The sequence below is a fragment of the Ferrovibrio sp. genome (genome assembly GCF_041906005.1).
Taxonomy (GTDB): Bacteria; Pseudomonadota; Alphaproteobacteria; order Ferrovibrionales; family Ferrovibrionaceae; genus Ferrovibrio.
In genome coordinates, this window is record NZ_JAYRJY010000001.1 from 3094376 (window position 1) to 3107545 (window position 13170).

The window sequence follows — 13170 nt, forward strand, 5'->3', positions numbered from 1 at the left end:
TCAATCGGCCGTCGAAAGGGAACATGCGTCTTTCCTCCGCGTTTGTGCTTTGGGAACGATTTGTATTCTTCGCCCGCCTGCGGGGGAGGAAAGCACTGCGTCATCGGCATGTTCATCTTCCGGGGCAGTTCGCCGCCGCCCTGGTGCTTTTTCTGCTGAGCACTATGCCAGTCATGGCGGACTCGCGGCTGGCAGAATTCCTGCCCAAGGTGCAGCCATCCGAACTGGTTCCCGGCGCGGATCATTTCGGTTCCGCACAGGGCACCCCGCCCGTCGTACCGGCCTACCAGGGAAATACACTGCTCGGTTATGTCTATCTGAATGCCGACTTCACCAATGCGGTAGGATATTCCGGTAAGCCGATCCACATGCTGGCCGGTATTGATCCGAAGGGAACCATAACGGGTATCCGCCTAGTGGATCATAAGGAACCGATCGTGTTGATCGGCATCCCCGAGGCCAAGGTCGTGGCAACAATGAACAGCCTGATCGGCCGTAATATTGGAGCCATTGCCAGCGGTGCCGAGCGGCCCCCACAGGTTGATATCGTCAGCGGTGCCACAGTCACCGTTCTTGTGATGGCCGACAGCGTGATCCGGTCTGCAGTTCGCTTGGTCCGCAGCGGCCGTCTGGGGGGAGTGGCGCAAGACGCCATCGTGGCTGCCCCAATCCAGGCCAGGGAAATTGATTCAGAGCGCAGCGAAATCCGCGGCTGGGATGAATTGGTGGGTGATGGCTCAGTGCGGCGTTTAAGCCTGAGCATTGGCGATGTGAACCAGGCATTTACCCGTGCGGGTAATGCCGAAGCGGCCCGAAATGCGGAAGGTCGGTCCGAAGACAGTTTCATCGAAATGTTCATTGCGCCCGTTTCGGTGCCGACCATCGGCCGCAGTCTGCTGGGCGATGAGGGCTATGCTCGTCTGCGCGAGCAACTGAAACCATCTCAGCAGGCCATCGTGGTGGCCGGCGATGGTACCTATTCCTTCAAGGGCTCGGGTTATGTACGGGGCGGCATCTTCGACCGTATCGAGCTGCTACAAGATGGTAGTAGCACGCGCTTCCGTGATCGCAATCATACGCGGCTGGGTGCGCTAGAGGCGGTCGGTTCGCCCGAGTTGCGCGAAATCGCTCTGTTCGTCATGCCCGATGATTTCCGCCTCGACCTGACCCAACCTTGGCAGCTGCAGCTTCTGGTCCAGCGTAATATCGGGGCGCGCGATAAAGCCTTTATTACCTTCGATTTGGATTACAGCCTGCCGGAAAAATATCTGCGGGCTGTTCCGATTGCTTCGCCGCGGGCTGCCGCCCCTGTTGCTGCCACGCAGCAAGTCACTGCGACCGACACGCTTGAGCAGCCGCTGTGGCAGCGTATCTGGTGGGCCAATGCCTTCGAGATCGGCGTCACTGTTGCGGGCCTGTTAGTGCTTACCGCGATCTTTTTCTTTCAGGATACCCTGGTGCGGCGCCCACGGATGTATGCCTGGATCCGGCGTGGCTTCCTCTTGTTTACACTGATCTGGCTCGGCTGGTACACCAATGCCCAGCTTTCGGTGGTGAACGTTGTCACTTTCACCAATGCATTGATCACGGGTTTCAACTGGGAATTTTTCCTGGCTGCGCCGCTGATTTTCATCCTGTGGGCCGCAATTGCCGCTGCTCTACTGTTCTGGGGGCGTGGACCATTCTGTGGCTGGCTCTGTCCGTTCGGCGCGTTGCAGGAGTTGCTGAATAATCTGGCGCAGTGGCTGAAGGTGCCGCAGATCAAGGTGCCATGGGCCTTGCATGAGCGGCTCTGGCCGATCAAGTACATCATCTTCCTCGGCCTGTTCGGACTGTCCTTCTATTCAGTGGCGCTGGCCGAGGTGTTCTCCGAGGTCGAGCCGTTCAAGACCTCGATCATCCTGAAATTCAGTCGTGACTGGCCGTTCGTCATCTATGCGCTGACGCTGCTTTCAACTGGCCTGTTCATCGAGCGCTTTTTCTGCCGCTACCTCTGCCCGCTGGGTGCGGCTCTGGCCATCCCCGGCCGCATCCGGATGTTCGAATGGCTGAAACGCTGGCCGGAATGCGGCTCGCCTTGCCAACGCTGCGCCAAAGAATGCCCGGTGCAGTCGATCCATCCCGAGGGACATATCAACGTCAATGAGTGCATCTACTGCATGCATTGCCAGGAACTGTACCACGATGATCATCGCTGCCCCCACATGATCCAGATCCGGCTGAAACGCGAGCGTTATGACGCGCTGGCTGCGCCTCTGACCAAGGCGGGTGGGCCGAAAGCGGCTTATGCCGATCGGAATCGAAAGCCGACGGAGCCGGCGGTTCCCGCAGATTGAGTTCAACACGAAGGAGACCATCATGACTAAGGAAGACGATAACAACAGGAAGGGGCTGAGCAGGCGCCACGTACTTGGCACGACGGCTGCGGTGGCCGCGGCCGGTGCGACAGGGCTGGCTGGCGGCCTGGTGACGGGCCGTGACGGGACTGTCAGTTCCGCCGAAGCGCAGCCACGCCAGGCTGGCCGGCCCGCGGCCGGTGGAAAATACGAGGTCAAGCCCGGCGAGCTGGATGAATATTATGTCTTCTTTTCCAGTGGTCAAACCGGAGAGGTCCGCATCGTTGGCTTGCCATCGATGCGCGAACTGATGCGCGTGCCGGTTTTCAACCGCGACAGCGCCACCGGTTGGGGGCAGACGAATGAAAGCCTCAAGGTCCTGACCGAAGGTCTGACTCCGGAAAGCAAGGAATTCCTCAAGACGCGCGGCGGCACCTACATGAACGGTGACCTGCACCATCCGCATCCGTCTTTCACGAACGGCACCTATGACGGGCGTTACCTCTACGCCAACGACAAGTCGAATACGCGGGTCTGCCGCATCCGGCTCGACATCATGAAATGCGACAAGATCGTGCAGATTCCGAACCAGGCCACGGTGCATGGCTTACGCGTGCAGAAATACCCCAAGACAGGCTATGTCTTCTGCAACGGTGAAGACCGCGTACCTGTTCCCAACGACGGCAAGGTGCTGGACGATCCAACGAAATATGTCTCGTCGTTCACCGCCATCGATGGCGAGACCATGAAGATCGCCTGGCAAATTCAGGTCAGCGGCAATCTCGATAACGTCGATGCCGATTACCAGGGCAAATATGCCTGGTCGACCTGCTATAACTCGGAAGAGGGCGTCACACTCGCCGAGACCATGGCCAACGAGCAGGACTGGGTTGTCGTCTTCGACATCAAACGCATCGAAGATGCGGTGAAGCAGGGCAAGGCCAAGATGATTGGCGGTGTGCCGGTGCTGGATGGTCGCAAAGGTTCGCCTTATACGCGCTATATCCCGGTTGGCAACAGCCCGCACGGCATCAACACGGCGCCCGATGGTATCCATTTTGTCGCCAACGGCAAGCTCTCGCCGACCGTCACGGTGTTCGATGCGCGCAAGCTGCCTGACCTGTTCGACGACAAGATCAAACCGCGCGATGTGGTGGTGGCCGAACCGGAACTGGGCCTTGGCCCGCTCCATACTGCCTATGACGGCAAGGGCAACGCCTATACCACGCTGTTCCTCGACAGTCAGATCGTGAAATGGAACATCGACGCGGCGAAGCGGGCCTTCAAGGGCGAGAAGGTCAATCCGGTGATTCAGAAGCTGGATGTGCATTACCAGCCCGGTCATAACCACACCTCCATGGGTCAAACCAAGGAGGCGGACGGTAAATGGCTGATTTCTTTAAACAAGTTCTCGAAGGACCGCTATCTCAACGTTGGCCCACTGAAACCAGAGAACGATCAGCTGATTGACATTTCCGGCGACAAGATGGTGCTGGTGCATGACAGCCCGAGCTTTGCCGAACCGCATGATGCAACCATCGTGCACCGGTCGAAGATCAATCCGCTGCATGTGTGGAAGCGCGATGACCCGTTCTTCGCCGATGCCGTGAAGCAGGCCAAGGCCGATGGCGTCGACCTGGAGACCGATTCCAAGGTAATCCGGGCGGGCAACAAGGTGCGCGTTTACATGACCTCCGCGGCGCCGGCTTTCGGCTTGGAGAAGTTCACGGTCAAGCAGGGCGATGAGGTCACCGTCTACGTCACCAATATCGATGACGTGGAAGACCTCACCCATGGCTTCTGCCTGAACAACTACGGCATCAACATGGAAATTGGCCCACAGCAGACTTCTTCGGTCACCTTCACGGCCGACCGAGCGGGCGTCTACTGGTATTACTGCAGCTGGTTCTGCCATGCCATGCACATGGAAATGCAGGGCCGCATGCTGGTGGAACCGCGGAACGCCTGAGGTCGTGATGCGGATCTTTTCCGCCATAGGCACTGCGCTGGCAGCGATCTTCGCTGCCAGTGCCAGCCTGCCCGTCCGGGCAGCCGAACTGCGCGTGTCGCCAGGTGCGGCCCTGCAGTCGGTGCTTGAGCGGGCGGCGGAAGGCGATGTGGTGATCCTGCCGGCCGGCGATTATCGCGGGCCGGTACGGATCGACCGCCGCCTGATTCTGCAGGGCGAACCGGGAGCCATCCTGACGGGATCCGGCAACGGCAGTGTGGTGACCGTGCTGGCGTCCGGTTCCGTGGTGCGAGGCCTGACCGTACGCGGTTCCGGCGTCGATCTGCCTTCACTTGATTCGGGGATTTTTGTCGCCAAGACCGCTGTGGGTGCGGTCGTGGAGGGCAACCGGATCGAGGGCAATCTGTACGGTATCTATCTGCATGGTGCGCAGGAGTCTGTGGCGCGCGACAATGTCATCATCGGGATCAAGGAGGGCCGGCGAAACGAGGCGGGCAACGGTATCTCGGTGTGGAATGCGCCCGACGCACAGGTATTGAATAATGACATCAGTTTCGGACGCGACGGTATCTTCGTTGCGGCCAGCAAGCGCAACAGGTTCAGCGGCAACCGCTTCCGTGATTTGCGCTTCGCCATCCATTACATGTACACCAATGACAGCGAGATCAGTGGTAACGTGTCGACCGGCAATGCGGTTGGCTTTGCCGTGATGTATTCGCATCGCCTGGTTGTCGAGAACAACATATCCGATGGTGACCGCGACCACGGTTTCTTATTCAATTATGCCAATGGCTCGCGCATCAGCAGCAACGCCGTATATGGCCGCCTGCAGCCGGCCGATCGCTGGCTGGGCGCCGGCAGCCGTAGTCAGGCCGGCGAGCATGGTGTGCCGGTCAGCGAGCCGGCTTCCGGCAGTGTGGCGGGCATGCGGCTGGGGCCGGAGAAATGCGTGTTCATCTACAACGCCAACCAGAACCGCTTCCGTGACAACCGCTTCGAAGGCTGTGAGATCGGCATCCATTTCACGGCCGGGTCGGAAGGCAATGAGATGAGCGGCAATGCCTTCATCCGCAATCGCAACCAGGTGAAGTATGTCGGCACGCGATATCTCGACTGGTCGAAGGGCGGGCGCGGCAATTACTGGAGCGACAATCCGGCCTTTGATCTGAATGGCGACGGCATCGGTGATACTGCCTACCGACCCAACGATCTGATCGACAAGGTGCTGTGGACGGCGCCGCAGGCCAAACTTTTGGTCAACAGTCCGGCCGTGCAGGTAATCCGCTGGGCGCAAGCGCAATTTCCCGCCCTGCTGCCGGGCGGTGTAATCGACAGTGCGCCGCTGATGACACCGCCGGCACTGGCCACAGGTGCAGATCGCGAGTTGAAATGAGCAATACCGTCGAAATTGACAATGTCAGCAAGCGTTATGGCCGGATCGAGGCTGTGCGCGGCGTTTCCTTCGCCCTGCCGCCCGGTGAAACCGTGGCACTGGTCGGCCATAACGGCGCTGGCAAGACCACATTGATCAAACTGATGCTGGGTCTGGTCCATCCCACTGAAGGCAGCGTGAAAATTCTGGGTGAACACCCGGCCGCCGGTGAATTCGCCGCCCGTCGCCGCTTGGGCTACCTGCCTGAGAACGTGTCGTTCAACGCGGCCCTCACCGGGCGCGAATTGCTATCCTTCTACGCACGCCTGAAAGGCGAATCTCCGACCCAGGCCATGGCCTTGCTGGATCGCGTCGGGCTGGCTGCTGCTGCCAGCCGGCGGGTCGGCACCTATTCCAAAGGCATGCGCCAGCGTCTTGGCCTCGCTCAGGCCTTGATCGGCGAACCGGCGTTGCTGCTGCTCGACGAACCCACTACGGGCCTTGATCCGGCACTGCGCCAGAGTTTTTACGAAATCGTGCAGGAGTTGCGTGATCGCGGTGCCACCGTGGTCCTCTCCTCTCATGCGCTGACCGAACTGGAAGAACGCACTGACCGGGTCGTCATCATAAACCGGGGACTGATGGTGGCTAACGGCTCGCTCGATGCCTTGCGCCGTATCGCCCGGCTGCCGACACGGATTCGACTCCACCTGACCGGCGGCCGCCCACCGCACTTGCCCGGCTGGCTCGAAGCCGCCGGCGCCTGGCGGCCGGTCAACGGCCATGTTGTCGAACTCGATGCCCTGCCTGAGCAAAAGATGGATCTGCTGCGGCAGGCGATCCACGCCGATCACGCGCTTGAGGATATCGAGGTGGTGCCGCCCACGCTGGATGAGCTTTATGCCCATTTCCTGCGCAGCCAGGAGGATGCCCGATGAAAAGCCTGTGCATCATCGCGATCAAGGAGATCCAGGAAGGCCTGCGCAACCGCTGGGTCCTGGCCACCACCCTGTTGTTGCTGGCTCTGTCGCTGACTCTGAGCTTTCTCGGCAGTGCGCCGACCGGCAATGTCGGTGTGCGCGCGCTGGATGTGGTGATCGTCAGCCTGTCCAGTCTGTCGATCTTCCTGCTGCCACTGATCGCGCTGCTGATCTCATACGACGCCATCGTCGGAGAGGTGGATCGCGGTACCATGCTATTGCTCCTCAGCTATCCTGTAGCGCGCTGGCAGGTGCTGTTGGGCAAGTTCTGTGGCCATCTGGCCATCCTGGCATTTGCCACCATCCTCGGCTATGGCGCGACCGCGGCTGCGCTGGCGCTGACCGGGACGCCGATCGAGGCCGATAGCTGGATGGCCTTTGCCCGGCTGATCGGATCTTCGACCCTGCTGGGGGCCGTGTTCGTTGCCATTGGTTACCTGATCAGCGCCCAGGTGCAGGATCGCGGCACGGCTGGCGGGATCGCCATCGGCATCTGGCTGGTGCTGGTGCTGCTCTACGACATGGCGATTCTCGGCTTCCTGGTGGTCGACCAGGGTCGTACGCTGTCGGCCGGCATGCTCAACATCCTGCTGCTGCTCAATCCCACTGATACCTACCGGATGTTCAATCTGGCCGGTTCGGCCGGAGTCAGCAGCCTGTCCGGCATGGCTGGCATCGCCGAGGTCCAAACCCTGCAGCCGCCTACGTTGCTGGCGATGCTGGCGGTGTGGATTCTTCTGCCGCTTGCCGCTGCCACCACCATCTTTTCGCGGAGGGAATTATGAACCGCGTCGCATGCGCTCTTCTGATCATGGCCGGCGCATTGCTGGCAGGCTGCAAGGATGACGCCAAGACCTCGAACCTGCCACCACCGCACAGCCTGACCGCCGAAGCCATCGGGAATTACTGCGGCATGAATGTTCTGGAGCATCCTGGTCCGAAAGGGCAGATTCTGCTGGCAGGCTGGCCGGAACCGGTCTGGTTCTCGTCGGCGCGCGATACCTTCGCCTATACCATGTTGCCGGAAGAGGCCAAGACGATTGCCGCCATCTATGTTTCCGACATGGCGCGGGCAGAGAGCTGGGACAACCCGGGTATCGCGAACTGGATCGAGGCGCGCCAGGCCAGTTTCGTGATCGGCAGCCGGATGCGCAGCGGCATGGGTGCCGACGAGGCCGTTCCCTTTGGCGACCGCACAGCCGCCGAGCGTTTCGTGGCTGAACATGGCGGCCGTATCGTCGGCTTTGCCGACGTGCCGCGCGACTATATTCTCGGCGGCAACAGTGACGGCAGCCATATCGATGGCATCGATACCCCGCAGCGGGTTGCCGAGGGGCAGGCCGGCCATGCTCACTGATCACGATCTTTCGCGCCGGCGTTTCCTCGGCATATCGGCTGCTGCAGCGGGTCTGGGCCTGCTGCCGCTGACCGGGCCTGCCAGGGCGGAAGCCCGGCTGGTCGAATGGCAGGGGGTAGCGCTTGGCGCCAATGCGAGCATCCGGATTCATCATCATGATATCGCGACTGCCGAGCAGGCCTTACGGCTGGTATTGCAGGATGTGCGCCGGCTGGAATCAGTGCTTAGCCTCTACAGGCCGGATTCCGCACTCAGCCTGTTGAACCGTCAGGGAAGCTTGGCTGCACCCGCGCCTGAACTGGTCGATCTGCTGCAGGCCAGCCAGCAATATGCTGCACTGACGAATGGCGCTTTCGATCCGACCATCCAGCCACTCTGGGCATTATACAGCCGCCACTTCGCCCAGCGGCAAGCCACACAAAACGGGCCGACGGCTGCCGATATTGCCGCCACACTGCAGGCTGTTGGCCTGGACCGTGTGCTGGTCAGCCGGGATCGCATCGTCTTCCGGCGGCCTGGCATGGCAATCAGCCTGAACGGCATCGCGCAGGGTTATGTCACCGACCGGGTGGTGGAGCGGCTGCGCCAGCACGGTATCGCGCATACTTTGGTCGATATGGGTGAAAGCCGCGCACTGGGGCATCACCCCGATGGTCGGCCCTGGCGGGCCATGATCGCCGATCCGGTGGAGCCAGGCCAGGACGGCCTGATCGTTCCGCTGGTGGATGCGGCGCTCGCCACATCTGGCAGCTATGGCTTCCGCTTCGATGCGGCTGGCCGTTTTCATCATATCTTCGATCCGCACAATGGTCATTCGCCGCAGCGCTACCGTAGCGTCTCAGTGATGATGCCGACTGCAATGGCGGCCGATGCACTCTCCACCGCTTTCACCCTCATGGCTCCCGAAGCGATTGACGGAGTCCTGCGCCGCCTGGGCACCGGTCGTGCTCATCTGATCACCGCCAAAGGGCAAGCGGTGACGCTTTCAACTTGAGCCCCGCAACCAGCCGAGAGAATCTCGCCATGACGATCACAGAACGTATCGACGCTATCACGCATATCGAACCAGCCCGAGCCGCGTCCCGTGCGCCAGTTCCCCGTTCGGTCAAGATCGAATTGACGGCCCGCTGCAATTTCAACTGCGCCTTTTGTGCTCGCGGCATGCGCCTGCGCGACCAGCGTGATATGGAGCGCGGCACCTTCGAGCGGCTGTTGCGCGAAATGCGCGTCGCTGGAGTGGAAGAAATTGGCCTGTTTTATCTGGGCGAATCCTTCATGATTCCGTGGCTGCCCGAGGCGATTGCCTTCGCCAAACAGGAATGCGGTTATCCTTATGTATTCCTCACCACGAATGGTTCGCTGGCAACGCCGGCGCGTGTTGAGGCCTGCATGAAGGCCGGACTTGATTCGCTGAAATTCTCATACAACTATGCTGATATCGAGCAATTCGTAAGCGTCACCCGCGTCAAGGGCAGCTATTTTGACAAGATGAAGGAGCATATTATCGCTGCGCATCGGGTGCGCGAGGCAGGCAGTTATAGCTGCGGCCTATACGCCTCATACATCGAATACGATGGTGAGCAGCGCAGCCGCATGCATGCTGCGCTTGACGAAATCCGGCCTTATGTCGACGAGGTTTATGCCCTGCCGCTCTATAGCCAGGCCGATCTGGTCAGTAGCGAGGAAACCGAACGCGGCTGGTCATCGGTGGCCGGCAATCGCGGCCGTGCGGCTGCATTGCGCGATCCACTGCCCTGCTGGTCTATCTTCACCGAGGGGCATGTCACCTGGGATGGCAAGCTCTCGGCTTGCTGCTTTGATCATGATGGCCGTTTCCATATGGGTGATCTGATGGAGGAGAGCTTTGAGGCTGCGTGGAATTCACCGAAATTCCAAGCCCTGCGACGTGCTCACCTAGCCCGCGATGTGCGCGGAACGGTGTGTGAAAGCTGCACGGCCTATGGCTGAGGCATATCCGGAGATTCATTCGGACGTTCTATGGCGCGGTAAAGGCGGCTGATCTGGTCGACGTCATCGATCTGGATCAGGCTGCCGCGGGCGCGCACGCCATGCTGCCGCAGTTGCTGCAGGCCGCGTGATACGAATTCCGGACTGATGCCAAGCATCGCAGCAATGGTCTTGCGGTCGTGTTCCAGTTTGAAGACTGCATTCCCGCGGTTGACTGGGCTGCTTTGCACCAGAAAGCGCGCCAGTCGCTCCAGTCCCCTATGCAGCTTCAGGCCGCGCACATGATCGACCAGCAGGCGCCAATGCTGTGCCTGGATATCGAGCATGGCCAGGGCTAGGGCGTGTTCCGTCTGCAGGGCCTGCCGAAATCGTCCGGCGGGGATGGCCAGAATGCGGGAGGGCATTACAGCCTTGGCTGTGACCAGGTATGGCACCTGCAATATTGCGGCCGCAGCTACAAGAACATCCCCGGCCTCGAATGCGGCGATCACTGTTCTATCGGCATCTTCGCACTCGGCCGTCAGCAGCACGCGGCCGGTCAAGACAAGATGAATACACTCCGCATCACTATCCTGATGGGCCAGGATGGCGCCTTTCTGGCAAGTCCGCACGATGCAATCGCGGGTCAGCCTAGCCGCGGCTTCCGGGCTGAGGCCTTTGAAAAGAGGGAAATTTTGCAAGTCTATCCCGGTGAGAGGCATGCGAAGGCTTTCGCTCGTATGACGCCAAGGGTTTGCGCTTGCAAGTTAACAGCAATGTCCCGGAAATGGGAACATAAGAATCAAACCGGTTTGTGCTGGCGCAAAGATGGAATAGCTGTCCTGCATATTCTCTCGGCATCAACAGGATGACAGGCCGCAGATGGCCGCAAACTGCTCAGCGAGGGCGGTCATGCAGGATTGCTTACCTAACCCGGGGTATTTTTCATCAAGGACGTTGGCGGAAATTGTACGTTTGCTACCACCTGCGGCGGCGATTCTGCGATCGCATCGGATTGATTTCTGTTGCAAAGGCGATCTGACCCTATGGGAGGCGGTACAGAATTCAAACCTGATGTTGCCGCAAATCGAGGCGGAGCTTGCCGCAATAAGACAATCCGATATGTGGCTGATGCCGGCTATGACACGCGACCTCATCGATCACATTGTTGACCGATACCATGAACCGCATCGGCGCGAATTACCAGAGCTGATCAATTTGTCGCAAAGGATTGAAGCATTCCATGCCGGTCATCCGGCGTTACCGGAGAACCTTTCGCGGTTACTGCAAACGATGTGGCTAGAGCTGGAGATGCATATGTGCAAAGAGGAGCACATCGTTTTTGCCCTGATCAAAGAAGGCGAGGGCCCGTTGATCGGAGGCGCGATTGAGATGATGATGCTTGATCACGAAAATCATGGCGCGATGTTGCGGCAACTGGAATCCCTCACGGAGGGGTGTGTGCCGCCTGCCGATGCGTCTCAAAGCTGGCATGAATTATATGCCGGCTTACGCAAACTGATCGATGATCTGGTAGAGCACATTCATCTGGAGAACAATGTTCTGTTCCCCAGATTTCTGAACAAAGGACGCTGAATGGCATCCGACTGGACAGCCGATGCCCCGCCAGCTCAAGCTGTGACCGCTGACGGCAGGGTCTCGACCATGCCGAACCTCAAAGTTCCTGGTCGTTCGCGGCAGAGTTACTCGGCCGCGCTGCGTAGCACCGGTTGGGGCTGTTCCAGTTCGGCCTTGCGGTTCAAGGCGGCATAATAGGGGGCGAAGGCCGGGCGGTTGATGTAGCGGCCGGCGCCTTTCACGCTGCGCACATCGCCATCCTTGTAGACGATTCGGCCCTGCGAGATAGTCACGGTGTTGATGCCCTCCACCTCCATGCCCTCGAAGATATTGAAATCCACTTTCTGGTGATGGGTCTTGGCCGAAATCCGTCGGCTTTTCTTGGGATCCCAAACCACCAGATCGGCATCGGCCCCGGCCTGGATCACGCCTTTGCGCGGATAGAGGTTGAAGATCTTGGCCGCGTTGGCCGAGGTAACGGCGACGAATTCGTTTGGCGTCAGGCGTCCTTTGTTCACGCCGTGATGCCACAGCACATGCATGCGATCTTCCACGCCGCCGGTGCCGTTCGGAATCTTGGTGAAGTCATTGCGGCCGGCTGCCTTCTGATCGGCGCAGAAGCAGCAATGGTCGGTTGCCGTAGTCTGTAAATGACCGGCCTGCAATGCACGCCATAGAGCGGCCTGGTGTTCCTTCGGCCGGAAAGGCGGGCTCATCACATAGGCCGCCGCCGTCGTGAAATCAGGGTTGCGATAGACGCTATCGTCAATCAGCAGGTGGCCAGCGAGAGCCTCGCCAAATACACGCTGCCCTTCGTTGCGGGCGCGAATGATCGCTTCCACCGATTCCTTGCAGGAATTGTGCACGATATATAGCGGCACATTGAGAACCTGGGCAATGCGGATGGCCCGATTGGCCGCTTCCCCCTCCACCTCGGGCGGCCGGGATAGCGGATGGCCTTCCGGACCGGTGATGCCCATCTTCAGAATTTCTTTCTGCAGATGGAACACCAGTTCACCATTCTCGGCATGCACAGTACACAGCGCGCCAAGTTCGCGGGCACGCAGGAAGCTGTTCACCAGGACTTCATCTTCGCACATGATGGCATTCTTGTAGGCCATGAAGTGCTTGAAGCTGTTCACGCCGTGCTCTTGCACCAGCGTGCCCATGTCGCGCTGCACGCTTTCATCCCACCAGGTGACCGCAACATGAAAGCTGTAATCTGATGCCGATTTCTCCGACCAGCCGCGCCATTTGCGGAAGGCGGACAGCAGGTTTTCCTGCGGGTCCGGAATCACGAAATCGATGATCATCGTGGTTCCGCCTGCCATGGCCGCGGAGGTGCCAGAGAAAAAATCCTCCGATGCGGTCGTGCCCATGAAAGGCAGTTCCATATGAGTATGCGGATCGATACCGCCGGGCATCACATAAGCGCCGCCGGCATCCACGATTTCGGTGCCGGCCGGTGCATCCAGATCGGGGCCGATGGCCTTGATCGTGCCGCCATCGATCAGCACATCCGCCCGCTGGCTGCAATCCGCATTCACCACCGTTCCGCCGCGCACGAGAATCGCCATGTCAGCCCCCTGTTTTCATGCTAGTGGCGATATTCACTCACGACCTGACCAAAC

Annotated in this window: 11 protein-coding genes; 9 read left to right on the forward strand and 2 right to left on the reverse strand. The window is 59.8% G+C overall.

The features are described from left to right. Window positions 1-23 precede the first annotated feature (23 nt). From ACE3OO_RS15185 to ACE3OO_RS15220, 8 genes are read left to right on the forward strand one after another with little or no spacing between them, the layout of a single operon-like run. Window positions 24-2336 (forward strand): 4Fe-4S binding protein, encoded by a 2313-nt coding sequence (locus tag ACE3OO_RS15185; RefSeq protein ID WP_374304276.1) that lies wholly within the window; start codon window positions 24-26, stop codon window positions 2334-2336. 22 nt (window positions 2337-2358) lie between these two features. Then, complete coding sequence (gene nosZ, locus ACE3OO_RS15190) at window positions 2359-4305, forward strand: TAT-dependent nitrous-oxide reductase (RefSeq protein ID WP_374304277.1); 1947 nt, start codon at window positions 2359-2361, stop codon at window positions 4303-4305. Window positions 4306-4312: 7 nt separating this feature from the next. Continuing rightward, the gene (locus ACE3OO_RS15195) at window positions 4313-5698 is read left to right on the forward strand and encodes a nitrous oxide reductase family maturation protein NosD (RefSeq protein ID WP_374304278.1); all 1386 of its coding nucleotides are present in this window, start codon (window positions 4313-4315) and stop codon (window positions 5696-5698) included. Beyond that, window positions 5695-6615, forward strand: a complete 921-nt coding sequence (locus ACE3OO_RS15200; protein ID WP_374304279.1) for an ABC transporter ATP-binding protein — start codon at window positions 5695-5697, stop codon at window positions 6613-6615. The genes ACE3OO_RS15195 and ACE3OO_RS15200 overlap by 4 nt, the downstream gene beginning before the upstream one ends. Next, window positions 6612-7442, forward strand: coding sequence for an ABC transporter permease subunit (locus ACE3OO_RS15205; protein WP_374304280.1), 831 nt, complete (start codon window positions 6612-6614; stop codon window positions 7440-7442). Before ACE3OO_RS15200 ends, ACE3OO_RS15205 begins: the two co-directional genes overlap by 4 nt. Further along, complete coding sequence (locus ACE3OO_RS15210) at window positions 7439-8014, forward strand: nitrous oxide reductase accessory protein NosL (RefSeq protein ID WP_374304281.1); 576 nt, start codon at window positions 7439-7441, stop codon at window positions 8012-8014. Before ACE3OO_RS15205 ends, ACE3OO_RS15210 begins: the two co-directional genes overlap by 4 nt. Beyond that, window positions 8004-9008, forward strand: a complete 1005-nt coding sequence (locus tag ACE3OO_RS15215) for an FAD:protein FMN transferase (RefSeq protein WP_374304282.1) — start codon at window positions 8004-8006, stop codon at window positions 9006-9008. Before ACE3OO_RS15210 ends, ACE3OO_RS15215 begins: the two co-directional genes overlap by 11 nt. 29 nt (window positions 9009-9037) lie before the next feature. Further along, window positions 9038-9982, forward strand: a complete 945-nt coding sequence (locus ACE3OO_RS15220; protein WP_374304283.1) for a radical SAM/SPASM domain-containing protein — start codon at window positions 9038-9040, stop codon at window positions 9980-9982. Here ACE3OO_RS15220 and ACE3OO_RS15225 read toward each other — a convergent pair. After that, a complete protein-coding gene (locus ACE3OO_RS15225; protein WP_374304284.1) occupies window positions 9973-10683 on the reverse strand; it encodes a cyclic nucleotide-binding domain-containing protein in 711 nt (236 codons plus the stop codon). The genes ACE3OO_RS15220 and ACE3OO_RS15225 overlap by 10 nt on opposite strands. A gap of 190 nt (window positions 10684-10873) precedes the next feature. On the opposite strand from ACE3OO_RS15225, the gene ACE3OO_RS15230 reads away from it, so the two are divergent. Continuing rightward, a complete protein-coding gene (locus ACE3OO_RS15230; RefSeq protein WP_374304285.1) occupies window positions 10874-11557 on the forward strand; it encodes a DUF542 domain-containing protein in 684 nt (227 codons plus the stop codon). A gap of 107 nt (window positions 11558-11664) precedes the next feature. Here the strand turns inward: ACE3OO_RS15230 and hydA are convergent, their stop codons facing one another. Continuing rightward, entirely contained in the window at window positions 11665-13116 is a 1452-nt protein-coding gene (hydA, locus tag ACE3OO_RS15235; RefSeq protein WP_374304286.1) for a dihydropyrimidinase, read from the reverse strand. Window positions 13117-13170: the final 54 nt, after the last annotated feature.

Excerpts from the sequence above, each read along its gene's own strand:
- ACE3OO_RS15185 (WP_374304276.1), top strand. The coding sequence starts at position 24 with ATGCGTCTTTCCTCCGCGTTTGTGCTTTGGGAACGATTTGTATTCTTC.
- nosZ (WP_374304277.1), top strand. The coding sequence starts at position 2,359 with ATGACTAAGGAAGACGATAACAACAGGAAGGGGCTGAGCAGGCGCCAC.
- ACE3OO_RS15195 (WP_374304278.1), top strand. The coding sequence starts at position 4,313 with ATGCGGATCTTTTCCGCCATAGGCACTGCGCTGGCAGCGATCTTCGCT.
- ACE3OO_RS15200 (WP_374304279.1), top strand. The coding sequence starts at position 5,695 with ATGAGCAATACCGTCGAAATTGACAATGTCAGCAAGCGTTATGGCCGG.
- ACE3OO_RS15205 (WP_374304280.1), top strand. The coding sequence starts at position 6,612 with ATGAAAAGCCTGTGCATCATCGCGATCAAGGAGATCCAGGAAGGCCTG.
- ACE3OO_RS15210 (WP_374304281.1), top strand. The coding sequence starts at position 7,439 with ATGAACCGCGTCGCATGCGCTCTTCTGATCATGGCCGGCGCATTGCTG.
- ACE3OO_RS15215 (WP_374304282.1), top strand. The coding sequence starts at position 8,004 with ATGCTCACTGATCACGATCTTTCGCGCCGGCGTTTCCTCGGCATATCG.
- ACE3OO_RS15220 (WP_374304283.1), top strand. The coding sequence starts at position 9,038 with ATGACGATCACAGAACGTATCGACGCTATCACGCATATCGAACCAGCC.
- ACE3OO_RS15225 (WP_374304284.1), bottom strand. The coding sequence starts at position 10,683 with ATGCCTCTCACCGGGATAGACTTGCAAAATTTCCCTCTTTTCAAAGGC.
- ACE3OO_RS15230 (WP_374304285.1), top strand. The coding sequence starts at position 10,874 with ATGCAGGATTGCTTACCTAACCCGGGGTATTTTTCATCAAGGACGTTG.
- hydA (WP_374304286.1), bottom strand. The coding sequence starts at position 13,116 with ATGGCGATTCTCGTGCGCGGCGGAACGGTGGTGAATGCGGATTGCAGC.